The sequence below is a fragment of the Psychrobacter sp. PAMC 21119 genome (assembly GCF_000247495.1).
Taxonomy (GTDB): Bacteria; Pseudomonadota; Gammaproteobacteria; order Pseudomonadales; family Moraxellaceae; genus Psychrobacter; species Psychrobacter glaciei.
In genome coordinates, this window is sequence record NZ_AHVZ01000008.1 from 1 (window position 1) to 25,467 (window position 25,467).

Sequence of the window (25,467 nt, forward strand, 5' to 3'; positions counted from 1 at the left end):
AAAAAATTATCATTTAAGACAGCAGAAAAACTCAAAGTTAATTCATTACGAACATAAATTTTAGCGATTTTGCCAGATTAGATGAGCCAAGTTTAGTAGCCTCTTTAAAGGGTTACATAGCAAGATTAAACTGAAGAGTTTGATCATGGCTCAGATTGAACGCTGGCGGCAGGCTTAACACATGCAAGTCGAGCGGAAACGATGATAGCTTGCTATCAGGCGTCGAGCGGCGGACGGGTGAGTAATACTTAGGAATCTACCTAGTAGTGGGGATAGCACGGGGAAACTCGTATTAATACCGCATACGACCTACGGGAGAAAGGGGGCAGTTTACTGCTCTCGCTATTAGATGAGCCTAAGTCGGATTAGCTAGATGGTGGGGTAAAGGCCTACCATGGCGACGATCTGTAGCTGGTCTGAGAGGATGATCAGCCACACCGGGACTGAGACACGGCCCGGACTCCTACGGGAGGCAGCAGTGGGGAATATTGGACAATGGGGGAAACCCTGATCCAGCCATGCCGCGTGTGTGAAGAAGGCCTTTTGGTTGTAAAGCACTTTAAGCAGTGAAGAAGACTCCTCGGTTGATACCCGTGGACGATGACATTAGCTGCAGAATAAGCACCGACTAACTCTGTGCCAGCAGCCGCGGTAATACAGAGGGTGCAAGCGTTAAGTCGGAATTACGTGGGACGTAAAGGGAGCGTAGGTGGCTCGATAAGTCAGATGTGAAATCCCCGGGCCCAACCTGGGAACTGCATCTGATACTGTTGAGCTAGAGTATGTGAGAGGAAGGTAGAATTCCAGGTGTAGCGGTGAAATGCGTAGAGATCTGGAGGAATACCGATGGCGAAGGCAGCCTTCTGGCATAATACTGACACTGAGGCTCGAAAGCGTGGGTAGCAAACAGGATTAGATACCCTGGTAGTCCACGCCGTAAACGATGTCTACTAGTCGTTGGGTCCCTTGAGGACTTAGTGACGCAGCTAACGCAATAAGTAGGCGCCTGGGGAGTACGGCCGCAAGGTTAAAACTCAAATGAATTGACGGGGGCCCGCACAAGCGGTGGAGCATGTGGTTTAATTCGATGCAACGCGAAGAACCTTACCTGGTCTTGACATATCTAGAATCCTGCAGAGATGCGGGAGTGCCTTCGGGAATTAGAATACAGGTGCTGCATGGCTGTCGTCAGCTCGTGTCGTGAGATGTTGGGTTAAGTCCCGCAACGAGCGCAACCCTTGTCCTTAGTTACCAGCGGGTTAAGCCGGGAACTCTAAGGATACTGCCAGTGACAAACTGGAGGAAGGCGGGGACGACGTCAAGTCATCATGGCCCTTACGACCAGGGCTACACACGTGCTACAATGGTAGGTACAGAGGGCAGCTACACAGCGATGTGATGCGAATCTCAAAAAGCCTATCGTAGTCCAGATTGGAGTCTGCAACTCGACTCCATGAAGTAGGAATCGCTAGTAATCGCGGATCAGAATGCCGCGGTGAATACGTTCCCGGGCCTTGTACACACCGCCCGTCACACCATGGGAGTTGATTGCACCAGAAGTGGATAGCTTAACCTTCGGGGAGGCGTTCACCACGGTGTGGTTGATGACTGGGGTGAAGTCGTAACAAGGTAGCCGTAGGGGAACCTGCGGCTGGATCACCTCCTTATAGATGGCATTCGGTCAGCAAGAATTCACAACAAGTTGTTCTTTAGTTTAGCTAGTATTTATTATTAGCGCTTTGCCTTTACAGGCAGACACAGGCCTGCAGCTCAGCTGGTTAGAGCACCGTGTTGATAACGCGGGGGTCGGCAGTTCAAGTCTGCCCAGGCCTACCATTTATTTACGGGGCCATAGCTCAGTTGGTAGAGCGCCTGCCTTGCACGCAGGAGGTCAACGGTTCGACTCCGTTTGGCTCCACCATAATAAATACGATAGTAGATATATTAAACGAGCATAAACAGAAACAAATAATTCAGATATTACATCATACGATTATTTCTTTCTGTTTTATACAGAACTTATGACTCGACGAGAGCGTAAGAACTATTTAAAAACATAGATATGAGTCTGGGTTAGGAACACGTGTTCACGCGTTGTTTCTAACCTTAATAACTCACTACTTAACGACATCAGTTGTTATCCCAGTAGTGAGTTATTAAAAAAGTAAAGAGAACTGAATCAAGCGTATAAAATTAGGTGATATCGTTATCATAATTAGACTTTATGACACTTTGAAGTTAAAACTTATTTATAAGTTAAGACTACTTGGGGTTGTATGGTCAAGTAATGAAGCGCACATGGTGGATGCCTTGGCAGTCAGAGGCGATGAAAGACGTGACAGCCTGCGATAAGCTTCGGGGAGGCGGCAATATCCTGTGATCCGGAGATTTCTGAATGGGGAAACCCACTTACCATAAGGTAGGTATCTCGTACTTGTACGAGAAGCGAACGAGGGGAAGTGAAACATCTCAGTACCCTTAGGAATAGACATCAAATGAGATTCCCCAAGTAGCGGCGAGCGAACGGGGAGAAGCCGATTAGTCCTATCCCCTGTGTGCCTTGGCAGTCTCAGAGCTGACCGTAGTAGGTGATAGTCCTGTATTCGAAACATTAGCGTTAACATATTAAGTAGAGCGGGGCACGAGAAATCCTGTTTGAAGATGGGGGGACCATCCTCCAAGGCTAAATACTCCTGACTGACCGATAGTGAACCAGTACCGTGAGGGAAAGGCGAAAAGAACCCCTGTGAGGGGAGTGAAATAGAACCTGAAACCGTGTGCGTACAAGCAGTGGGAGCCTTAATTTATTAGGGTGACCGCGTACCTTTTGTATAATGGGTCAGCGACTTATGTTCTGTAGCAAGGTTAACCGTTTAGGGGAGCCGTAGGGAAACCGAGTCTTAATAGGGCGTTTAGTTGCAGGGCATAGACCCGAAACCGAGTGATCTATCCATGAGCAGGTTGAAAGTTGAGTAACATCAACCGGAGGACCGAACCCACTGTCGTTGAAAAGCCAGGGGATGACTTGTGGATAGGGGTGAAAGGCTAATCAAACTCGGTGATAGCTGGTTCTCCCCGAAAGCTATTTAGGTAGCGCCTCGGACGAACACCATTGGGGGTAGAGCACTGTTTCGGCTAGGGGTCATACCGACTTACCAAACCGATGCAAACTCCGAATACCGATGAGTGATATCCGGGAGACACACAGTGGGTGCTAACGTCCATTGTGGAGAGGGAAACAACCCAGACCGCCAGCTAAGGCCCCAAATTCCTAGTTAAGTGGGAAACGAGGTGGGAAGGCATAGACAGCTAGGAGGTTGGCTTAGAAGCAGCCATCCTTTAAAGAAAGCGTAATAGCTCACTAGTCGAGTCGGCCCGCGCGGAAGATGTAACGGGGCTCAAACTAGGAGCCGAAGCTGCGGATTTGAATTTGTTTTCAAGTGGTAGGGGAGCGTTGTGTAAGCCTGTGAAGGTGTGTCGTAAGGCATGCTGGAGGTATCACAAGAGCGAATGCTGACGTGAGTAACGATAATGCGAGTGAAAAGCTCGCACGCCGGAAGATCAAGGGTTCCAGTCCAACGTTAATCGGGGCTGGGTGAGTCGACCCCTAAGGCGAGGCCGAAAGGCGTAGTCGATGGGAAATCAGTTAATATTCTGATACTTGTTTATAATGCGATGGAGGGACGGAGAAGGTTATGTCAGCCTGGCTTGGTTGTCCAGGTGAAAGGATGTAGGCTTACAACTTAGGTAAATCCGGGTTGTTATATGGCTGAGATCTGATAGCAAGCTGTACTTGTACAGCGAAGTGGCAAATACCATGCTTCCAGGAAAAGCTTCTAAGCAATAGTTATAAACGAATCGTACCCTAAACCGACACAGGTGATCAGGTAGAGAATACCAAGGCGCTTGAGAGAACTCTGCTGAAGGAACTAGGCAAAATGGTACCGTAACTTCGGGAGAAGGTACGCTGTTGATGGTGATAGGACTTGCTCCTTGAGCTGTTGACAGTCGCAGATACCAGGCTGCTGCAACTGTTTATTAAAAACACAGCACTCTGCAAACACGAAAGTGGACGTATAGGGTGTGATGCCTGCCCGGTGCTGGAAGGTTAATTGATGGGGTTAGCGTAAGCGAAGCTCTTGATCGAAGCCCCAGTAAACGGCGGCCGTAACTATAACGGTCCTAAGGTAGCGAAATTCCTTGTCGGGTAAGTTCCGACCTGCACGAATGGCATAATGATGGCAGCGCTGTCTCCAGCAGAGACTCAGTGAAATCGAAATCGCAGTGAAGATGCTGTGTACCCGCGGCTAGACGGAAAGACCCCGTGAACCTTTACTACAGCTTTACATTGAACTTTGACCTGACTTGTGCAGGATAGGTGGGAGGCTTTGAAGCAGACACGCTAGTGTTTGTGGAGCCAATCTTGAAATACCACCCTGGTCATGTTGGGGTTCTAACTCAGGTATAACAATACCGAGGACAATGTATGGTGGGTAGTTTGACTGGGCGGTCTCCTCCTAAAGAGTAACGGAGGAGTACGAAGGTGCGCTCAGACCGGTCGGAAATCGGTCGTAGAGTATAAAGGCAAAAGCGCGCTTAACTGCGAGACCCACAAGTCGAGCAGGTACGAAAGTAGGTCTTAGTGATCCGGTGGTTCTGTATGGAAGGGCCATCGCTCAACGGATAAAAGGTACTCTGGGGATAACAGGCTGATACCGCCCAAGAGTTCATATCGACGGCGGTGTTTGGCACCTCGATGTCGGCTCATCTCATCCTAGGGCTGAAGCAGGTCCTAAGGGTATGGCTGTTCGCCATTTAAAGAGGTACGCGAGCTGGGTTTAGAACGTCGTGAGACAGTTCGGTCCCTATCTACCGTGGGCGTTGGAAATTTGAGAGGATCTGCTCCTAGTACGAGAGGACCAGAGTGGACGAACCTCTGGTGTTCGGGTTGTCACGCCAGTGGCATTGCCCGGTAGCTACGTTCGGATGGGATAACAGCTGAAAGCATCTAAGCGGGAAGCCCACCTCAAGATTAGATTTCCCTAAAGAGCCGTTGGAGACTACGACGTTGATAGGCAGGGTGTGGAAGCACAGCGATGTGTGTAGCTAACCTGTACTAATTGCTCGTTTGGCTTGACCATACAACACCCAAGTGGTTTGTATCAAAGCTCTAATTAATCTATCTTGTAAAGCGAAAGCTTTAGAATAAAAGAAAGAATATTTCGATATCACCTTTAACCTTGATTCAGTTAGGTTGTAAGTTGGTCGACTAAAAAGTAAAATTTGAAGTCATAATACAACATCAGACTCATATCTAACCCCCTTTGCTGACGACAATAGCGCGATGGCCCCACCTGATCCCTTCCCGAACTCAGAAGTGAAACATCGTAGCGCCAATGGTAGTGTGGATTCGTCCATGTGAGAGTAGGTCATCGTCAGCTCTCTATTCTAAAGTAAAACCCCCTTCTGCTTATGCAGAAGGGGGTTTTCTTTTGCCTGACGTTTGTGGAATGTAATATAGTATTATCTCTGATATCGGTTTAAAGTAGATGAGTAAAACAATCAATAAAACCAAGCTAAAAAGCAAATTAGGATATAAAGTGATGTTAATTATTAAACTAACTGATAGCAGAGAAAATTTGGACGATATTGAGAAAATATGTCTATATTTAACAAAACACAAAGAACTATTGCCTCTGATAACCACTGAAGAAGGTAAGGATATTTCCTATATTTTAAAGCCAACATTTAAGGCTGATCACAACGAATCTGAAAAGAAAGCGCACTGGGAAAAAGTTTCTAATGAATTTACGCTAACTGATAATAAAGGCGATGAAATGCGTTTTCATAGAGAGAAAAAAACAGACGCTTTATACTTTGGTACTAAGAAAGGATTTGAGACCCTAGAAAGCATCAATAATGATGAACCTGCTATTAAAGGTAGATTTAATCACTAAAGCGATTAGGGAGCTTCTGTTAATTGCTTGAGCTTATATTTAAGATATGTTTTAGTCAGACAGTAAGCTGTTAGGAGTGTCTGGTAACTTTAGAATGGAGTCTACATTTTGTTTAAACTTTACTATTACCCAAACAATGCTAGTTTGGCTCCACATTTTCTCCTGCACCATGTGCAAGCGGATTATGAGTTAGTGCTTGTCGAAAGAGAGAAGGACACTCACAAATCAGCCGACTATCTGAAGTTAAATCCTGCTGGGCGTATCCCTACGCTGGTCGTTGATACGCAGCCAATCTTTGAAAGTCCTGCTATCTGTATTCATATTTGTGAATCCCACCCAGAGTACGAGTTGATACCTCCACTTGGCGATCCTAAACGGCCCTTATTTTTTCAGTGGCTCGCATTCTTAAACAATACGTTGCAAGCGGAGCTGATGGTTCGTTATTATCCACATCGTCATACTAATGATGAACGCAATATACCAAGTGTTATATCTGCGCAAGATGATCGTATTGCAGAGGCTTTGTCTATCATTAATGATCAGCTGGAGTCTAATGAGTTTTTGCTTGGTGAAAAACTATCGGCATGTGATTACTTTCTTTTTATGTTGGCGGAGTGGTCATTGGTATCAGAAAAATCGCCGATGACCTATAAAAACTTGGCAATGTATCTAAAGCGATTAAGTGAAAACCCTAGCATAAAAGCAGTATGTGAGTTTGAACAGATAGATCTGACACCATTTAAAATATAATCGTACTAAGTTATAAACGTTATAACTCAGAATTTTTAAGAAAGAATTAAGGCAGCAAAGGAAAAGCTTATGTCAATTTGGTCACTGGTTCTAATATCATTCTTGCATATTACGATTGGTGGGGCTTTTTCCCTTGGTTTTCTCTTTTATATTTGTGCAGAAAATAGCCTAGAGTTAACCAAATTTGAAAATACTGCTCTATTTACTTTACTCATCGCATATACAGCATCTCTGTTAGTAAGTACTGGACTGGCCATTTACTATTATGTTGCACTTGATAGCGAGTCATACTATTTATGCTTTTCGTTATCGTGGGGTTTGCTTGTACTACTGTTAGGTTATTGGACTTATATTTCAGCGAGATTTAGCTAATAAATGGTTTAAGAGGCTTTGGCAGATCAGTGAGGTTTTTCTGTAGATTGAATGATTGTAAATATCCTTTGGTGCAGAAATGCTCATCGTCAGCTCTCTATTCTAAGTTAAACCCCCTTTGCTAGCGCGAAAGGGGTTTTCTTTTTTGTCCATTACACCCGATTTATACACAGAATCCTATCTAAATACTTACTTTTGTGTTGTCTTAAATTGACATGCAATTTCCACGGTGAGTCTCTCGTTCATCAGCGTTGTGTACCTTAAAAAGTTCCTAGTGTAATTGTTTGAGACTTTTTTAGAGTTATAAAAAACGCAAAAAACGTAAGTGTGCTATTATTTTTGAGTAACTAGGAAATGTCATTATTTAGATTTTAAGATCACTAAATGTATCAATGTTCCAATTAGTGACATGCCCTAAATATTAACTTTTTTGAAGAATATTATTAAACTTTTGGAATAAAAAGCTATTCGAAGGAAGTTAGAATGGGACGAATTGACCTATGCTGTCAAATCTGTAGACATTAACTTGGGAGATTTTAGTTACGCAGCCTGACGATAAAAGTCAAACCACACCTGTCTTGGCGTTTTATAGCCTAAACCCTTTTGGATTCTAGTCTGGTTGTACTCAAGCTCAATATATTTAGTGATATCACTGATGGCTTCGAACCTTGTTTTATAGTCTTCGTGATACACCAACTCATTCTTTAATATGCCCCAGAAGCTTTCTATGGGCGCATTATCAAAGCAATTACCACGTCTGGACATTGAGCCCTTAAATTTATGCTTCTTAATGATCTTATGATAGTCATAACTACAGTACTGACTGCCTCTATCAGAATGCACAATCAGCTGTTGGTTGGGTCGTTTGTTCTTGATGGCCATATTGAGTGCACGGCAAACTAAATCTGCTGTCATTCGCTTATTGATGGCATAGCCGACAAGCTCTTTGGTGTAGAGGTCTTTAACACCTGCTAAGTATAGCCAACCCTCATTGGTCCAGACATAGGTGATGTCACTAACCCAAGCTTCGTTAGGACGACTGGTATCAAATTTTTGGTCGAGCAGGTTTGGGTAGATAAACTTGTTATGGTTTGAGTTGGTGGTAACTTTAAAACGCTTGTGACGACGGCAAGCAATGCCGTATTCTTCTTTAATGCGTCTTACCATGTATTGACTGATATGATGGCCTTGCTCTGCAAGATGAGCATGCAATCGCTCACAGCCATAACGCTGCTTAGTTTCATCATGAGCCACGCGCACCAGCAGCTCACACTGGTTGCGGTGGATCTGCTGATTACTAACACCACGATTTATCCAGTTGTAATAGCTTGATGGCTTGACATCTAATACGTGACACATACAGGTGATGCTAAATATCTTCTGATTATCCTTGATAAAGACGTACTTCATCAACTGTGTTTCGCGAAGTACGCCGTGGCCTTTTTTAGAATATCTCGCTCTTCCTGAGCAACTTTTAGATCACGTTTAAGACGTTTATTCTCTTCTAGTATAGCCATGAGCTCAGGATTATATTCTTTAGTACCGATCAGCTTGCCTTTATCAGCTTTGTTTTGCCAGTTAGATAATGTCTGCATGGCGATGCCAAGCTGCTTTGCAGTCGCTGAAACATTGCCATTATTATCTGCTATCTTTTTAACGGCTTCAGCTTTGAATGCTGCACTATAGGTTCTGATTTTCTTAGTCATGATAAACTCCTCATTGAGTCGTTAGTTTACCAAGTTTGGTTCTACAGTTTTTTCAGCATAGCTCATACAGTTCTATCGCGATTGCCCCTTTGATTTAAGGTGCTTTGATATATTGCAAACTTGATACACTCTAAGCAGCGTTATAGACAAACAGCAATATCGATATGAGTATTATGTGATGTACATAATACTCATGTGAGTAATCCTAGAATATACCCAGATATTATTAATTTTTCTAGTTAAAACCTATTCAACAGCGATGACTTTTTGCATCTCATTTTGATGTCCCAAATTAGCATCGGTTAAGTCTCTAGAGTTACTTCTTTTTTCGGTCTGGTCTACTATTTTGGCACCCACTAAGTCACCAACGACGTTGCCAAAGGTGAAGATCATATCGACCAAGATATTGATACCTGCGGTGAGCGCAACAATTTCGATGGGCAATCCCGCTTGGGTAAAGACGATAGACATACCAATTAATCCAGCACCTGGCACACCAGCCGTACCAATCGCGGCCATAGTTCCAATGATGACAATGGTGGCCAATTCAGGTACCGACAGTGACATGCCCATGATTTCTGCTGCAAAGATGACAGCGACACCAAAACGTAATGCCGTACCATTCATGTTTACAGTTGCGCCAATAGGCAATGTCAGTTTGGCAACACGCTCACCAATACCTGCTTTTTCTGCGCATTTAATGGTAATCGGTAGCGTGCTCAGGCTACTGCTGGTCACAAATGAGGTAAAAGCCGCTTCTTTGATATTTTTATAGAATTGAATGACTTTTACGCCAAAGAGCTTCAACATAATGGGGAACACAACCCCCACCAATATGATAACACCAAGGTATGACGTACCAATAAATTTACCCAGCGCAATAACGACATCCAATCCTTGCGTACCAAAGGTATTGGCAGTGATGCCCAATACACCAATCGGTGCATATAATAGAATGCCACTTAGTATTTTAGAGACGACTTCGTTACAAGCTTCGAGCAGTCTGAATAAAAAATCACCCATTTCTTGTTGCTTTTCGTCTGCTGAATGGCGCATGAACAAAATAGCCAATCCAGAGATAACCGCGACAAATACGACCGCGAGAATATCACCTTGAGCAAAAGCATTGAAGATATTGCTGGGTACCATATTCAGTAAGGTATCAATGAAAGATGGGCGGGCAGGGGCATCCATAGTTACAGCGGTCGGCAACGAAAATCCTGCACCAGGATTGGTCATCTTTGCCAAAACAATACCAACGACCACCGCAATACCAGTCGAGACGATATAAAAGGGGAATATTTTTAGTCCTATCCGACCGAGTTCTTTAGGGTTGGAATGATTGACGGCGACCATCAAAGAGAAAAGGACAAGAGGTATCACGACCATTTTCAATAAGTTTAAAAACAGGGTTCCAAGCGGTGACAGAAAACTACTGTGCTCGCCCAGTACCAGTGCCAAAAAAATACCTATTAAAAAGCCGCCCGTCATTTTCACCATGAATGACATGCTGGTATACCAACGCCAAATTATTCCCATTACTATCTCCTGTTATTTACAATATCTGTTACTGACTTTTAAAAGGATATGTGGAGATGGGCAAGAGAATATTTTGATTTTAGACATTCCATTGTCCAGTCCTGTATGATTCAAACGCTTTGGTTTGATACGGATGCTGTCAGTTTTCAGACATGTGATATTAGAATTTTTCCTTAAGGTAAAGATACTAAACACCAACAATCACTGAAACAAGCGAATTAATTTATGGCGAGCATTCCTTTTTTTCTTACTAGTGGAGGAGTGCACGATTATTTTTAACGAATGCTTAGGCGATTTACTCGATATATAGTCGATCAATTTAAAGCAGATACAGGACGGTTGGGATAGGTTTTACAGCCTTTGGAATGTTTGGCGCACAGCAAGCGAGGCAGGATTATACCAGCAGAAAACAGGATTACCATTTGTGCCACCGTCATTTTGAATTGACCGTGTTTCAAATTGGATATATATAACCACAATTACTATTTTGGATTTAAAAATAAGTTATGAAAACGGATACTAACAGTTCGCTAGATTTTAGAAAATATCCTTCAACCAAAGCTTTACAATGTTTTGAGACAGCGGCTAGACACTTAAGTTTTACCAATGCGGCGCAAGAGATGCACATGACTCAAAGCGCCATCAGTAAGCAGGTAGCGCAGCTAGAGGAAGTGCTAAATATTGCTCTGTTTTATCGAACACCGCAGAAAATCTCGTTGACACCTGCTGGCAAGACGTATTATTTGGATGTGCTCGATATACTAAAACATATCGAGATGGCAACGACCAATTTAGTGTCGCACAGTGATAATACCGAGGTATTGAGAATTGTCTCGCACCCAACGTTTTGTTCACGTTGGTTGATACCTGCGTTGAGTGGATTTAATGAAGCACATCCCCTAATTAATTTAGAGATCAAAGAACAGGTTGGACCATTTTTTTCTGAAGACCAAAATGTCGATATCGCGTTTTTGTATGGTACTGGTATTTGGGGTGGAATGGAGGCGATTAAGCTGTTTGATGAATACAGTGTGGCCGTCTGCCATCCTGATTATTTAAAAGACGAAAAACCCTTCACGAGCAATGTCGCTAGTTGTACCTTATTGCATCTCAATTCGCGCTTAAATGCATGGTACGAATACTTTGAGCAACAAGAGGTCAGTGTTGATAGTACATTCATAGGCCCGCGTTTTGATACGTTTCAGGCATGTATATCAGCGGCATTAGTGGGATATGGCATCGCGCTTGTACCGCTACGCTTGGTAGAACGTGAGCTGCAGTCAGGTGCGCTGGTCACCGTATGGGATTATGCTGCAAAAGGCAGAGGGTCTTATTATATGACTTATCCATTATCACTTGGTGAGTCACACAGAATAAAAGTCATTATAAATTGGATATCTGCTTACCTTGAAACCTAGGGCAGGTTGAACCGTTAAAAAACGAGTCGTGATGATTGGTTAGATAAATATTTACCGCTAATCGATAGCGGTCAGCGCAAGCGTCCAACGCAATAAAAACTATTGAAAGGCTTCATAAGACTTTGATTGAACATGTATTTATGCTTGGGTTTTTTCTATCTTGGCCTTGGTTTTTTCTCACAATAACGAAAAGGAATGAAAGCACAACTATTATTCGTTTGCTGAGTGCATCAGGTTTTGCTGAAATGAGGGTCACATTTAAGGAAGATAAGAGACTCTTAATGGATAAGCTATACAACGTCACTGATGCTTTTACGATGGTGCATCCCATCACCTTAACCAAAGGTAAAAATGCAACAGTTTGGGACAATAACGACCAATGCTACATCGATTTTGTGGGTGGCATTGGGGTCTTGAACTTCGGACATTGCCACCCTCACATCGTGACGGCCATTATCAATCAAACCCAATCGCTCATTCATTATGCTTACAATGCAGCTGCGCACACCCCCTATCAAACCTTCATGCCGCGATTGTGCGAACTCATTCCTATTAGTGGCGAGCTATCAGGCATGCTCACCAATTCTGGTGCAGAGGCTACTGAAAATGCCATAAAAATTGCGCGTCTCAAGACCAAGCGTACCGGTGTTATTGCTTTTGATGGCGGGTTCCATGGTCGTACGTTGGCTGCTGTTAATCTAAATGGCAAGGTTGCCCCTTACAAGCGAGGGTTGGGACCGTTAGCCGGCAGTGTCTATCACATTCCTTTCCCCAGTCCAGACAATGAGGTGAGTGATCAACAGGCAATCGATGCGCTAAATCGTTTGTTTGAAGTAGAAACTGATATCAATAATATTGGTGCGATTATCGCAGAGCCCATACAAGGGGAAGGCGGGTTTCAGTTAATGTCACCCTCTTTTGCTCAGTACCTGCGCGCCTTTTGTGATGAGCACGGTATCTTGCTAATTATGGATGAGATCCAATCAGGCTATGGACGTACTGGTTCACCTTTTGCCTTTTCACATTTGGGCATTGAGCCAGATATGATACTACTTGGTAAAAGCATCGCAGGCGGCTTGCCCTTAGGTGCAGTCGTAGGGAAGGCCAGTGTGATAAATGGCTTGCCTAAAGGCAGTTTGGGCGGTACATACTCTGGTAATCCAGTGGCATGTGCAGCGGCAAATGCCACGATAGACATCATGCAAGAGGATGAGATATGGGCATCTGCTAAGCACTATGCGCAAGAGATTGAAACAAGTATCGCACAATGGCAGGCGGAAGGCGTTTCCCCTTGGCTATATGGTCTCACGGGTATTGGAGCGATGCGCGGTATTGAGCTGCGTCATGCTACGTATGGCTCGCATCCTAGTGTGATGACTCACGTACTAACCCAAGCGCGGAAGCGAGGCTTACTGCTCATGCCAAGTGGTAAATACCGTCATATCATTCGATTGTTACCACCTCTGACCATTGAGCCTGAAACGCTCCAAACTGGCCTTGATATTTTAAGAGACGTCTTGAATACGATTCCTGATCAAGATCCAGCTGATTGGTCTTAAGCACAAATTACTAATAAATGAGTTACCAGCAATAGGCTCTCTCAGTAGCTATAAAAAGGATAAATATCTATGAACAATAACAGTTTTATGAGTAGCGATGATATTCGCCATCAGTTTTCTGTGGCCATGTCAGCGATGTACCAAGCAGAAGTACCGTTATATGGCGATCTTGTTGATTTGGTCACTGACGTGAACACCGAGGTTTTAGCTGCTCAACCTGATATTAAAGCGCAGCTTGAGCATACTGGCGAAATGGATAGGCTCAGTATGGAGCGCCACGGTGCCATTAGAGTGGGTACTGCTGCTGAGCTTAGTATGATGCGTCGATTGTTTGCAGTGATGGGTATGTATCCTGTGGGCTACTATGATTTAGCCCCTGCTGGCGTGCCCGTACACTCCACTGCATTTCGAGCGATAGATGCAGAGTCATTGAGCAAAAGTCCTTTCCGAGTATTTACGTCATTATTACGCTTAGATCTCATTGGTGATGAAGCGCTCAAAGAAGAGGCCGTAGCAGCTTTGGCCCGCCGTAATATCTTTACTAATACTGTCATCGAACTTATTGAGTCTTTTGAAGCGCAAGGTGGATTAAGTGAGCAAGCAGGCCAACAGTTCGTCGCTGAGGCACTAGAAACGTTTCGCTGGCATGATAATACCCCTGTGTCAAAGACGCTGTATGAAAAGCTGTTGCAGCAACATGGTCTCATCGCTGATGTGGTTGGGTTCAAAGGCCCACATATCAACCATCTAACCCCTCGAACCTTGGATATTGATTCTGTACAGCGTAGCATGCAAGCAAGAGGGATACCGCCAAAAGCGATCATCGAAGGGCCACCAAAACGAAATTGCCCGATTTTGTTAAGACAAACAAGTTTTAAGGCCCTAGAAGAAGCGGTTAGCTTTAAGAATACGTTGGCCGATGCAGGACAAAATAGCCATGAGCAAGGCCAACATACAGCACGCTTTGGTGAGATTGAGCAGCGCGGCGTGGCATTGACGCCAAAGGGTCGAGCACTATATGACAAACTGCTGAGTGACGCTCGTAACCAGCTAGGGGTGACCCCAAATGAAGCCAATGCCTCACAGTATTATCAGATTTTAGAGGCGACATTTGCTGAATTCCCTGATGATTATCAAACGCTACATAGCGAAGGCTTGGCGTATTTTTATTATCAACCTGTGGATAACAGTAATACTGACTTGCAGCTCACGAGCTTGGAGATGGCGGGGTCCAAATCCGCGATTATTGAGCTGATCGAAAAAAACGTGATACGTATTGAGCCTATTGTTTACGAAGATTTTTTACCTGTGAGTGCGGCAGGAATTTTTCAGTCGAATCTACGTGATGATAAACAAAGTAGCTATGAGGGAAATTCAAATCAACAAGAGTTTGAAAAAGCACTGGGTACTCACGTTCAAGATGAATTGGCTTTGTATGAGATAACCCAAGCTCAGAGTCTGCAAAATTGTTTTGTTGCCTTGCAAAAGACGGCATAAGCGTTAAATACGCATAGTCGGCTCAAAATAGCAAAACCTCTGTGTCACTATTGATAAAAATAGTGGCAGCTATTAATGCGTTCTCATTTACTATCGTAGGGAATATATCCGGTGAATAATTTTTCAGACCTCTTACAAGAGGTGGTTGATCTTATCATTCAAAAGTTGCAACAAGATCATAGTTTCGACCCGACCCAAATCAAAACCGATGCTGAGAGTCTAGAGCATTGGGGCAAAGACTGGACCAAGCACTTTGCGCCAGCGGCTGCCGCCATTGTCTTTCCGAAAACTACCGAACAAGTGCAATCTATCGTACTGCTTGCTAACGAGCACAACGTTGTTCTGACCCCAAGTGGTGGTCGTACAGGACTCTCTGCTGGTGCTGTCGCCGCCAATGGCGAGATTGTCGTCAGTATGGATAAAATGAACCATATCGGACAATTCTACCCTGCCGATCGCATGGTCGAGATTGAAGCAGGTGTGGTCACTCAGCAGTTGCAACAGTTTGCAGAATCAAAAGACTTATACTATCCTGTCGACTTTGCCTCAGCAGGCTCAAGTCAAATCGGTGGCAATATCGGTACCAATGCGGGCGGTATCAAAGTCATACGCTATGGCATGACCCGTCAATGGATTATGGGACTGACTGTGGTCACTGGTAAAGGTGATATCTTGCAGCTGAATCGCGGTATGGTAAAGAACGCCACAGGTTATGATCTGCGTCAACTGTTCATCGGTAGCGAAGGAACCCTAGGGTTTGTCACCCATGCACAGATCAAGCTTGAGCGTCAGCCACAAGACTTAAATATCATGGTGCTCGGTATGGACAGCTTTAACGATGTTATGAATGTGCTATCTGCCTTTCAAGCGCAGATTGACTTAACCGCATTTGAGTTCTTTGACGATGTGGCGATTGATAAGTTAATGGCGCATGGTCAAGTACAAGAGCCATTTGAGTCGCGCACCAAGTTTTATACGCTATTAGAGTTTGAAGCGCCATATGAGCCGATCATGGATAAGGCGATGGCGATATTTGAGCATTGTATGGAGCAAGGTTGGGTCGTCGATGGGGTGATGAGTCAAAGCCTCGCGCAGGCTGAAGAGCTGTGGAAATTGCGTGAGTATATCTCTGAGACTATCTCAATATTTACCCCTTATAAGAATGATGTCTCTGTATTAATTAGTTATGTGCCTGAATTTATCACCAAGATTGATCACATTGTCAGCAGTAACTATCCTGACTTTGAAGTGTGCTGGTTCGGTCATATCGGCGATGGCAATTTGCATCTGAATATTCTAAAACCTGAAAACATGAGTAAGGATGATTTCTTTGCAGAGTGTCAGATCGTCAATAAGCACGTGTTTGAGACGGTACAGAAGTATGGCGGCTCAGTCTCTGCTGAACATGGCGTGGGTATGACCAAAAAGCCTTATTTGCACTACAGCCGCAGCGAGACTGAGATTGATTACTTACGAGAGGTCAAAAAAGTCTTTGATCCCAATAATATTATGAACCGTGGCAAGATTTTTGATATGTAGATAAAATCCTAAGATCGATGGCATAGCTTAAGTAAAATGCTAAGTAAGAAACATTACTCACGCTATATGCAACATAGGTCAGTTCTATAACGTTTTGCAATTGGGTGACTGTCGAAATTTATATTCGATTTTTCGAGAGATGTTGGTTTAGCTTTTATCAGCTCTGTCTCTTCAAATACAGTATCAATAGCTGTAGTTTGAATAAAGTCCACCTTTGTACAGGCAGTCGTGAATACAGTTAATGCTAAAATTAACTGTATCTCAAAGTTTTTATATAGCACTTGTGCCATTCTATGACCCAGTAAACCTTTAAGGAATATTTAAAATTCGTTAACCATGTCAATCACAAACTGACGAGAAGCCTCACCATCTATCATATGATACTGAATTTGGCGTGTTTTACCTTGTGGATTGGCATTGTTATCGTCTTCTAAGTAGAGTGGAAAACGTCTAACTAATACATTCTCAACCAATGCAAACGCATCGTGTCCCATATAACCTTGTTTGAGTTTATCAGTCAGCTCCGGGTAAGAGACTTCACTCCATGACAGCCCTTTATTGCTCGAATAAGCAATTACGTCATCATATGAACCACTATCAACGCTTTGGGTGAATACCAGAATTTCATGATATCCATCGCCATTAATATCACCCACATCAGCACTAACCACAGGATCGCTAATTGGTCGCTTGATAATGTCTTCACCCATGGGCTGAATCTGCAAGACATAACCACCATTGCCGTCAGAGGTACTGGTCACTTGAGTAGAAAAATCACCATAGTTGAGTGATGTAGCGTATTGCGAGTTATCCAATTCTCGAGTATCCAGCGTATCGCTTAATTTTTGATATACGCCACCAAGCGTTGCACCGCCGCTACAATAAAAAGCTGTTTTTTGTAGATGGGATGTTTCGCCTTCAATGGATAAGCTATTGTCATTAAAGCGCAAATAAACGGGGTTATTATCTACCCAAAACTGATACCGTCCATCATGAGCTTTATGAAGTACGGTGTCTAATGTACAAGTAGGTTTCTTTTTGTCTATGCGAGAACGAATAGACAAACTGATAGCGTCTGGACCAGCATCACGTACGCTGATCGCAAACCAGTCGTAACCCTCGTTACGTTTTATATAGCCGTCTGTGACGTAATCGCCCGTTATATTGTTAGTATATTTATCGGTTACGGTTGTTGTAGGTATGTTGTTTTGTAAAATCATTGTTGACTCGAGGCTCTGCTTATTGGTGTTCTGGCATGCAGTCAGACTTAATATCAGCATGCTGAGCAGTAACGTTTTTCTCATCATAATTTTTAGTCCTTCAGAAGATTGTTATATAGGCAATTCATAATAAATTCATTACAGCCCACATCATTTGGCAATTTAAAAAACCATTATCAATTCTTGGCGTGGAATATTGGTTTGTACCCATTTTTCTCGATGGGACTTAAGTCAGGGCACTAGGATGGTGGAGTTCAAAGCCTGTGACCGTGTTTATTCAGTAACCTTTTTACTTGTTTGTGAAAATTTGATGATTAGGCATAAGCTGCGTTTTATGCTTGGGAGAAGCAGTGCTTTTGCATATAAAGTGACAATAACGTTGCATTAGTTTTTGCTTTCCCGTTGCTAAAATAGAGTAGTACTTGATGCTTTCAAAACGATTCAAATTATCATTCGTAATACACCAGATTTATCTTTACAATCTCACCTCATTTACACTAGCAGATAGATTTAAGGTGAGCATTCCATGCTTTTAAGTATAGTTTACATTATTGGTATTACAGCAGAGGCGATGACAGGTGCACTAAGCGCGGGACGACAAAATATGGATTGGTTTGGGGTTATGCTTATCGCAAGTGTAACGGCGATAGGTGGTGGTAGTGTCAGAGATATCTTACTTGGTAATTACCCCTTAACTTGGGTAGAACATCCTGAATATTTATTAATTGTTTGTGTGGCTGGGCTTATAACGACCTGGTTGGCGAGATGGGTTGTTAAATTTAATGGCGTTTTCATGCGTTTGGATGCTTTGGGGCTAGCGGCCTTTAGCATTATTGGTTGCCAAGTAGGGCTTAACATGGGACTTCACTATGGTGTTTGTGTGGTTGCTGCCATTGTAACAGGCGTATTTGGCGGGTTGCTGCGTGATTTAATATGTCGCCAAACCCCATTGGTTTTACATCATGAGTTATACGCTTCAGTTTCTTTGATCGTTGCGTGTTTATATTTAACACTCGAGCATTTTACTGTTAGTGGTAATATCAGCATCATTGTTAGTTTGGTTGCTGGTTACTTAATCCGTATGGCAGCGGTTAGGGCAAAGTGGCGATTACCCGTATTCCATTTGTTAGAAACTTCTAAATAAAGGAATGACCCTACCGTTATAAGAGTTTCTACGAGCGAGCTGTGTTATTTTAGAGAGTCGTTACTACCTGTGAACATCTCATTTTTAACACAGCTATTTAATACAGTCTGGCTGCAATTTATCTCATTTTTATCGTCATGTTCAAAATGAGGACACGTCCGAATAATACTATACAGTGAGCGTAATTTTACCCACTGCTTTACCTGATTCAAGATGGTCATGCGCGTGTGCTACCTCCCAAATAGAGTAGTTACTATCATCTATGATAGGCATGATTTTGCCAGTATCAACCAGCTCCGCAATCATTGTCAGGATACGACCTTGCGATTCATGGTTGATGCCATGAAATAATGGAATGAGCACCAAAACACCATGAAAGGATAAGGCTTTGAGAGCAACTTGCAATGGATCCGCAATGGGTAAAATAGTGGCGACATGGCCATTGAATCTAACGGCTTGAAAAGATTTTTGAATATTATCACCAGCCACCGTATCGAAAATTTTGTCAAAACCCACGCCGTTAGTATACGTCGCCACATAGTCATCAACCTCCGCTGTTGTATAATCTACTAGATGATCCGCGCCTAGTGTTTGTGCTAATGCACGATTAGCAGGAGAGTAGGTAGCGGTGACTGTCGCGCCAAGTACTTTTGCTAGCTGAACGGCAATATGACCAACGCCCCCTGTTGCACCATGAATCAAGACATTATCGCCTTCTTTGACATTCATTTTTTGTACGAGTGCCTCATAAGAAGTGAGTGCGACCAACGGCAGGGCTGCGGCTTGCTTCATACTGAGTGTTTTAGGTTTTTTAGCCATTAAACGCACATCAACCAACATGAATTCAGCAAGTGCACCATCAATACCGTTGAGGCCACCAGCCATACCATAAACTTCGTCACCAACACTAAATTCAGTGACGTCGGCACCTATCTCGCTCACAATACCAGCTACATCACCGTGTAGTATCTCTGGCAAATTTTCTGACCAAGGCAGCTCGACTGAGCGCAGCATGGTATCAATAGGGTTCACACTAGTGGCTTTCACTTCCACAACCATATGACCTAGTATTGCAGTTGGTTTTTGTTTTTCTGCCAATTGAAAAACTGTAGTTGTACCGATTTCTTTAATGATCATCGCTTTCATGTTATTACCCTTTACTGGTGTGAATGTCTTATTGTTTGTTTCAGGACAATCAGTTTAGACGTTGCTAATTCAGCAAACCATTACCTAGTAAACAAATTACTTTTGCTTTTTGAGCAAGTCATGGTTACAGTTAAATGGAATACCTATCAACTTAATAAAGGAGTGGCGATGAGCTCAATAAATCGATTAGCATATTTCAATAGTGTTGTCGAAACCGGTAGCATTTCAGAAGCCAGCCGCATCTTTGATGTACAACCGTCTTCTATTTCACGGCAGTTAGCGGTGCTTGAAAAAGAGTTGGGGGTACGTCTACTCAATAAAACGACCAGAAACACCAGTTTGACTGAAGCGGGGCACAAATATTACGAATACTCTCAGCGAATTGTATCAGAGTTTGATAACGCCAAAAGAGCCGTTAATGACTTACAAATAACGCCACAGGGTAAGCTGAAAATCAGCATGACAGTCGGTTTTGGTGAAAGTATGGTATTGCCGTTAATACCGAAATTTATGTCGTTATATCCAGATATTGATATAAAAATTGAGTTAACAGAGCGGGTTGTAGACCTTATAGAAGAAAATATTGACGTGGCTATTCGAAGTGGACGCCTATCTGATTCGACCATGATTGCCCGACGCTTGGTATTTAATGATTTTCTACTGTGTGCAAGCCCCCAATATTTAAAAAATAATGGCACGCCTTGTAGCGTTGACGATCTAGCTGATCACCAATGTATCCGATATGGTTATAACGGTTGGAAAGAGTGGTTTTTGATAGCAGAAGATCGTAAAAAGTTGATGATTAATAGTCAGGTTTCAGTGAACTCAGTGAATGGTCAGAAGCAGCTGGTATTGAATCATACAGGTCTGACGCTAATACCACTGTGGGCTGTTAAAAGTGAATTGGCGAACGGGTCATTGGTTCAAGTCATGCCAGATCATATTTTTAGTCCCTATGAAGAGCTTAGTGCTACTTACGCTATTTATTTAAAGCGAGATATGGTCTCACCAAAAACACGCGTTTTTTTGGATTTTTTGGTAGAACACATGATAGCGATTTGAGTTTGGGTCTACAGCTTGATCGCACAAATTTTTATAGTCGATGACTGCTAAATGCACTTTCATAAAGGTTAATATTATTAAAGACCGAGTATGAATAGTTTATGAAAAAATAGGAGATCGTCCAATCTGCTTATTATTTCATATACGATATAGGCCTAGGCACTCATGACTTGATGAATGCTTCTAAATTTAAAATGACTTATTATTCTTAAATATGAGCCTATGGAGCTTTCATGACATCTAAATTATTTATCAGTGGCTCAATTATGCTGGCCCTCGCTACACTGTCTGGACTGATGGAAAGCTTATTTTATGGTGGCATTGCTTCTGATGGCGTGCTTCAAGAAAGCTTGTTTTTACCTCTGGCCTTTATTTTTTTAGCCTTAGCACTAATCCTTTATTGCTTATCACTCATCATGCAGATAAAAACAGGCGTGACAGGTACTCAAATGAACTAGGGCGTGTCTTCAATTCACTCGATAGTCATCTAAATGGGCTAAAAATGGCTAAATCTTGCCAAACATCGTCAAATAGCTGGTTAATATCCCGATATTATCTGCGCTATTTTCCTTGTTTGACGGCAATTTATCTCATTTTTATCACCATTTTTGAAATGAAGACACGCCCTAAACACTTACTCCACAACCACATTTATTGTTCCCAAGAGAGCAATTATGATATATGGATTTGATGCAAAAAACCTAATTCGCAAGATGCGTATATATTGAAAACATTAGGATTCTTTTTTCAAACAGTCTAACCAGAGGTATCTAAAGAGTTCATCAAAGCAGTCACCACTAAATTGTTTACATTTTTGAGTGAAAAAACTACTTCGTCATAATCTGAAGGTAGCTCCGCAATGGGCACCTTCATAAAACCATCCTTTCTTATTGTGCTTTCGCTCCATGCAAATCCTACACCTAAGTTTTGGTAAACCGCATCGTAAACACTTTCTTGGGTGTTTACGATATACGTAGGGGTTATCTCTAAATTAATTTTTGCTAGTGCCTCATTTATAAGTTTTTGAGTGGTAGAGCCGTGCGTACGGAATATAACGGTTTCCGACGCCAGTTCAGTTAAGCTTATAGACTCTCTTGATGCAAAAGGGTGGTTCGGTGAGCATAAGGCAACAAGCCTTTGGGTAGCACACTTCTTAAACTGCAACCTATCATCCTTTGGCACATTTGCAAGAATGCCAACATCTACTTGACCGTTAACGACTCTACTGAACGTTTCATAGAAATTACCAAAATAGATCTCAGTCTGTAGCTTGGGATAGCGCTTACTAAACTGCCTGATAATTTCAGTGCCCGGTAGTGGGCTGCATAGAGCTACCTTTAATATAGCTGATTCAAAGATTTTACTTCTTTGAATCAGCTGCTCTAGATCATCTTCAACTGCTCGTATTTTACTCGTCAATGACCCAAGCTCTAAGCAGTAATCTGTTGGCACAAGGTGCCTGCCACGCTGCATAAATAGCTTAAATCCAAGATTGTTTTCAAGCGTAGATAGTGCTTGGCTAATGGCAGATTGAGACACGCCCAAACGTCTAGCTGCCTGCGTGTAATTACCTTCCTCAAGCACAGAATTTAGGATGTTTAGCTGATTATAGGTATAGGGCTTTTTCGTCATATGACCGCCGTCTCTTGTATCGGTTTCAGAGATTGTTAGGCATATCTCTAGGAAGTACGAGAAGTTATACACGATAAATAAGACTGAATGATTAAATATATAAGCTAACCTTATATATGACACCAAACTGTCATATTCATCTCTTATATTAGTCACATGTAAACGATTAAAGCATTGAACAATTTACCTAAATGTATTTGCTTGAGCTATCACTCATTGCCAATACCAAAATATAAGTTTGGGCTTGAATTATGTTAGAACTAAGAAATGTGACTAAGAAGTATGATGGTAAAGTTATTTTTGAGGATATCTCCCTAAAGGTAAATAAGGGTGAGATTGTTTCAATATTGGGCCCATCTGGCTGTGGGAAAACCACGTTGCTGCATATTATTTTAGGTCTAACCGATATTAGTTCTGGTCGGCTTGCTTATGATAATGAAGACATCACACGTGTGCCTATGAAGCACAGAGGTTTCAATATTGTATTCCAAGACTATGCTTTGTTTCCTAACTTGAACGTAAAGCAGAATATTGAATATGGGCTACGTAATAGACCTAACGTAAGTACGCAAGCGGAGGTTGATGAGCTAGTTGACCTTTTGGAGATTAAGCCGCATTTGAACAAGCGAATCAGCCAGCTCTCTGGGGGACAAAAGCAGCGTGTTGCATTAGCGCGCACTCTAGTGATGAAGCCTAAAATTTTATTATTAGATGAGCCTTTATCTGCCTTAGACGGGGTTATTAAAGAGACCATTAAGGCACGTATTCGCGAGATTGCAGAGCGTTATGAGCTAACCACTTTGATTGTGACACATGACCCTGAAGAAGCGATGACACTCTCTGATCGCATTTTGTTGTTATCAGACGGCAAAGTAGCTCAATATGCTAAACCATCAGAAATCATCAAAAACCCTGCCAATGATTTCGTTAAGAGCTTTATCTTAAATCAGTTAAACATCAAACGTCGTAATATCTTGAGCCTATTTGAAGCGGACAATGCGCCAACTGACCCCTTAGAAAAATACACTCAAATGAGACCTGTGCTAGATGGCAGCTCAGTCACTGAAGATATCAATTTCATAATCCAGCGCACAGCTGCTAAATCCATTAAAAACACTTCCAAAGGCTAATCGCACTAGACCAATGCTGGTCTCTCAAAACTTCCTTATTTCGCGCGTAGGTCATTATGAAACTTAATAACTCACCGCTAATGAAAGCTTCGTGGCTTTTCATTGGTGCGCTATTCATCGTCTTTATGTTTGTGCCTTTGGGCAAAATGTTGATGCTGTCATTTAATGTGGCTGATGGATTAGGTCTAAGCCACTATGTCGATATCATCAGCAGTAATGACTTCAGACAAGTGATGTTAAATAGTTTTTTTATCGCCATTGTTAGTGCGATGAGTGCCACCTTTTTGGCATTTATCCTTGCCTATACGGTGCACTGGACTAACTTGCCAAAGGGTTTTAAACAAACCATTAAGCTTGCATCACTGTTCCCTATGCTATTGCCAACAGTGACTTATGGATTTGCCATTATTTACACCTTTGGTAAGCAAGGTCTACTCACTAAGATGATTGGCTTTCAGTTGTTTGAAGACATATATGGTTTCTATGGTATGTGGCTTGGCTACACCATCTATACCTTGCCAATAGCCTTTTTACTGCTTAACAATACCTTTCAATATTTGGATAAGAAGTTCGTGATCGTATCAGAACTGATGGGCGATTCACGCTTACGCCAGATAGATATGACGGTCATTCGTCCCTTAATTGGTACGTTTGCAGCCGCTATTATTCAATGCTTCTTTTTGGCCTTTACTGATTTTGGTATTCCAGCCTCTATTGGTGGTCAGTATAAGGTTATAGCCACTGAGCTTTATACCCAAATACTGGGTGCATCTCCTTCGTTTGAGAAGGGCTCTGTGGTTGCCTTGTTTATGCTAATCCCCTCTGTCTTGAGCATTCTACTGCTTTGGTATGTGGCTCGATTTAATGTCAGGTATGACTCAGTAGAGCATTTTGACTTGCCCACCTCTAAAGTCAAAGACAGGATTCTGGGTGTGTTGTCCAGTGGCATTTTGATTTCACTATTATTCGTATTTGCTGTGATATTCATCATTCCATGGATTAAGACATGGCCTTACGAGATGGCGTTTAGTACAGACACATTTACTAAGGTGATTGAGTCCTCGAACCTAATGCGAGTGTATAAGAACTCACTTATTGTCGCGACCTTAACGGCTGTTTTTGGCACCATTATTACCTATGTTGCCGCGTTGATATACGAGCGTTCAGGGCTATTCAAGATAGGTAAGTTGACGATCGAAAGCTCAGCTTTAGTGACCAATACAGTGCCAGGTATGGTTATTGGTATTGCTTACCTGATGGTTTTTTCAGGCTTATCGATATCGAACACCATCTTTATTATTGTGATTAGTAATATCATTCATTACTTCTCGACACCTTATCTCATGAGCAAAAATGCACTGTCAAAAATGAACTTAGGCTGGGAGACCACAGCTTCTTTACTTGGAGACTCATGGCTACAGTCTTTACGCCGAATTGTTGTACCCAACTCAATATTTACATTGATCGAAGTGGCATCGTACTTCTTTATCAGTGCGATGGTCAGCATCAGTGCAGTGATATTCATTTCAGGTGCAAAGACGATGGTGCTTACTACAAAGATTGTTGAATTACAGCACTTTGCCCGCTTTGATGAGATCTTTATCTTGTCGCTGATGGTGCTACTCACAAATATCACGGCATTAATATTCTTCGCAGTGGCGCGATATTTTTATACCAGAAGCATCAATGGCACAACAAAAATAAAAGTGAACAAGACCACAGTGACGACGGTCGCTTAAATATCTCAACACAGTTTAGGCATTGATGTTACGAAAACCAATTTAACTTTTAACCAC

At 42.5% G+C, this 25,467-nt stretch carries 16 protein-coding genes, 2 tRNA genes and 2 rRNA genes; 15 read left to right on the forward strand and 5 right to left on the reverse strand.

Annotation, left to right across the window (positions count from 1 at the left end):
* Positions 1–127: 127 nt before the first annotated feature.
* The 6 genes from RH96_RS02370 to RH96_RS02400 all read left to right on the forward strand — a co-directional run bounded on the left by RH96_RS02370 (position 128) and on the right by RH96_RS02400 (position 6,707).
* A 16S ribosomal RNA gene (locus RH96_RS02370) occupies positions 128–1,667 on the forward strand.
* A gap of 92 nt (positions 1,668–1,759) precedes the next feature.
* Positions 1,760–1,836: transfer RNA gene (locus RH96_RS02375), tRNA-Ile, on the forward strand.
* A 9-nt stretch (positions 1,837–1,845) separates the two neighbouring features.
* Positions 1,846–1,921, forward strand: a tRNA-Ala gene (locus RH96_RS02380).
* Between the two features lie 3,405 nt (positions 1,922–5,326).
* A 5S ribosomal RNA gene (gene rrf, locus RH96_RS02390) occupies positions 5,327–5,441 on the forward strand.
* Positions 5,442–5,549: 108 nt separating this feature from the next.
* Positions 5,550–5,957 carry a hypothetical protein gene (locus RH96_RS02395; RefSeq protein WP_227500931.1) on the forward strand — a complete coding sequence of 136 codons (408 nt, stop codon included), beginning with the start codon at positions 5,550–5,552 and terminating at the stop codon, positions 5,955–5,957.
* A 108-nt stretch (positions 5,958–6,065) separates the two neighbouring features.
* Positions 6,066–6,707: a glutathione S-transferase family protein gene (locus tag RH96_RS02400; RefSeq protein WP_010196890.1), complete on the forward strand. Its 642-nt coding sequence runs from the start codon at positions 6,066–6,068 to the stop codon at positions 6,705–6,707.
* A gap of 912 nt (positions 6,708–7,619) precedes the next feature.
* Here the strand turns inward: RH96_RS02400 and RH96_RS02410 are convergent.
* Together RH96_RS02410 and RH96_RS02420 are read right to left on the reverse strand one after the other, a co-directional pair.
* A protein-coding gene (locus RH96_RS02410; protein ID WP_141629680.1) for an IS3 family transposase occupies positions 7,620–8,785 on the reverse strand; the annotation gives its coding sequence in 2 pieces (ribosomal slippage) (positions 7,620–8,527 and positions 8,527–8,785; 1,167 coding nt in all).
* 246 nt (positions 8,786–9,031) lie between these two features.
* The gene (locus RH96_RS02420) at positions 9,032–10,324 is read right to left on the reverse strand and encodes a dicarboxylate/amino acid:cation symporter (protein ID WP_010196895.1); all 1,293 of its coding nucleotides are present in this window, start codon (positions 10,322–10,324) and stop codon (positions 9,032–9,034) included.
* A gap of 506 nt (positions 10,325–10,830) precedes the next feature.
* Here RH96_RS02420 and RH96_RS02425 point away from each other — a divergent pair.
* From RH96_RS02425 to RH96_RS02440, 4 genes are all read left to right on the forward strand, one after another.
* Positions 10,831–11,742 (forward strand): LysR substrate-binding domain-containing protein, encoded by a 912-nt coding sequence (locus RH96_RS02425; RefSeq protein ID WP_010196898.1) that lies wholly within the window; start codon positions 10,831–10,833, stop codon positions 11,740–11,742.
* Between the two features lie 281 nt (positions 11,743–12,023).
* Entirely contained in the window at positions 12,024–13,301 is a 1,278-nt protein-coding gene (locus RH96_RS02430; RefSeq protein WP_010196901.1) for an aspartate aminotransferase family protein, read from the forward strand.
* Positions 13,302–13,370: 69 nt separating this feature from the next.
* Positions 13,371–14,798 (forward strand): VOC family protein, encoded by a 1,428-nt coding sequence (locus tag RH96_RS02435; protein ID WP_010196912.1) that lies wholly within the window; start codon positions 13,371–13,373, stop codon positions 14,796–14,798.
* Positions 14,799–14,939: 141 nt separating this feature from the next.
* Positions 14,940–16,337, forward strand: a complete 1,398-nt coding sequence (locus RH96_RS02440; protein WP_051000707.1) for an FAD-binding oxidoreductase — start codon at positions 14,940–14,942, stop codon at positions 16,335–16,337.
* 320 nt (positions 16,338–16,657) lie between these two features.
* Here RH96_RS02440 and RH96_RS14480 read toward each other — a convergent pair whose 3' ends face one another.
* Entirely contained in the window at positions 16,658–17,644 is a 987-nt protein-coding gene (locus RH96_RS14480; protein WP_010196918.1) for a hypothetical protein, read from the reverse strand.
* Between the two features lie 439 nt (positions 17,645–18,083).
* On the opposite strand from RH96_RS14480, the gene RH96_RS02455 reads away from it, so the two are divergent.
* Entirely contained in the window at positions 18,084–18,701 is a 618-nt protein-coding gene (locus RH96_RS02455) for a trimeric intracellular cation channel family protein (protein ID WP_010196920.1), read from the forward strand.
* A 168-nt stretch (positions 18,702–18,869) separates the two neighbouring features.
* On the opposite strand, the gene RH96_RS02460 is transcribed toward RH96_RS02455, so the two are convergent.
* Positions 18,870–19,847, reverse strand: coding sequence for a zinc-dependent alcohol dehydrogenase family protein (locus RH96_RS02460; RefSeq protein ID WP_010196922.1), 978 nt, complete (start codon positions 19,845–19,847; stop codon positions 18,870–18,872).
* Between the two features lie 168 nt (positions 19,848–20,015).
* Between RH96_RS02460 and RH96_RS02465 the strand changes: the two genes are divergently transcribed.
* Positions 20,016–20,909: a LysR family transcriptional regulator gene (locus RH96_RS02465; RefSeq protein WP_010196927.1), complete on the forward strand. Its 894-nt coding sequence runs from the start codon at positions 20,016–20,018 to the stop codon at positions 20,907–20,909.
* Positions 20,910–21,142: 233 nt separating this feature from the next.
* Positions 21,143–21,367 carry a hypothetical protein gene (locus tag RH96_RS02470; protein ID WP_010196929.1) on the forward strand — a complete coding sequence of 75 codons (225 nt, stop codon included), beginning with the start codon at positions 21,143–21,145 and terminating at the stop codon, positions 21,365–21,367.
* Positions 21,368–21,665: 298 nt separating this feature from the next.
* On the opposite strand, the gene RH96_RS02475 is transcribed toward RH96_RS02470, so the two are convergent.
* Positions 21,666–22,541, reverse strand: a complete 876-nt coding sequence (locus tag RH96_RS02475) for a LysR family transcriptional regulator (RefSeq protein ID WP_010196930.1) — start codon at positions 22,539–22,541, stop codon at positions 21,666–21,668.
* A 251-nt stretch (positions 22,542–22,792) separates the two neighbouring features.
* Between RH96_RS02475 and RH96_RS02480 the strand changes: the two genes are divergently transcribed.
* Together RH96_RS02480 and RH96_RS02485 are read left to right on the forward strand one after the other, a co-directional pair.
* Positions 22,793–23,671, forward strand: coding sequence for an ABC transporter ATP-binding protein (locus RH96_RS02480; RefSeq protein ID WP_010196947.1), 879 nt, complete (start codon positions 22,793–22,795; stop codon positions 23,669–23,671).
* A gap of 56 nt (positions 23,672–23,727) precedes the next feature.
* On the forward strand, positions 23,728–25,410 hold the full coding sequence (locus tag RH96_RS02485) for an ABC transporter permease subunit (RefSeq protein ID WP_010196949.1): 1,683 nt from the start codon (positions 23,728–23,730) through the stop codon (positions 25,408–25,410).
* The last annotated feature ends 57 nt before the right edge of the window (positions 25,411–25,467 follow it).

Bases quoted from the DNA above. Each gene is read 5' to 3' on its own strand.
- RH96_RS02395 (WP_227500931.1), top strand. From the start codon at position 5,550: ATGAGTAAAACAATCAATAAAACCAAGCTAAAAAGCAAATTAGGATAT.
- RH96_RS02420 (WP_010196895.1), bottom strand. From the start codon at position 10,324: ATGGGAATAATTTGGCGTTGGTATACCAGCATGTCATTCATGGTGAAA.
- RH96_RS02425 (WP_010196898.1), top strand. From the start codon at position 10,831: ATGAAAACGGATACTAACAGTTCGCTAGATTTTAGAAAATATCCTTCA.
- RH96_RS02430 (WP_010196901.1), top strand. From the start codon at position 12,024: ATGGATAAGCTATACAACGTCACTGATGCTTTTACGATGGTGCATCCC.
- RH96_RS02435 (WP_010196912.1), top strand. From the start codon at position 13,371: ATGAACAATAACAGTTTTATGAGTAGCGATGATATTCGCCATCAGTTT.
- RH96_RS14480 (WP_010196918.1), bottom strand. From the start codon at position 17,644: ATGATGAGAAAAACGTTACTGCTCAGCATGCTGATATTAAGTCTGACT.
- RH96_RS02455 (WP_010196920.1), top strand. From the start codon at position 18,084: ATGCTTTTAAGTATAGTTTACATTATTGGTATTACAGCAGAGGCGATG.
- RH96_RS02460 (WP_010196922.1), bottom strand. From the start codon at position 19,847: ATGAAAGCGATGATCATTAAAGAAATCGGTACAACTACAGTTTTTCAA.
- RH96_RS02465 (WP_010196927.1), top strand. From the start codon at position 20,016: ATGAGCTCAATAAATCGATTAGCATATTTCAATAGTGTTGTCGAAACC.
- RH96_RS02470 (WP_010196929.1), top strand. From the start codon at position 21,143: ATGACATCTAAATTATTTATCAGTGGCTCAATTATGCTGGCCCTCGCT.
- RH96_RS02475 (WP_010196930.1), bottom strand. From the start codon at position 22,541: ATGACGAAAAAGCCCTATACCTATAATCAGCTAAACATCCTAAATTCT.
- RH96_RS02480 (WP_010196947.1), top strand. From the start codon at position 22,793: ATGTTAGAACTAAGAAATGTGACTAAGAAGTATGATGGTAAAGTTATT.
- RH96_RS02485 (WP_010196949.1), top strand. From the start codon at position 23,728: ATGAAACTTAATAACTCACCGCTAATGAAAGCTTCGTGGCTTTTCATT.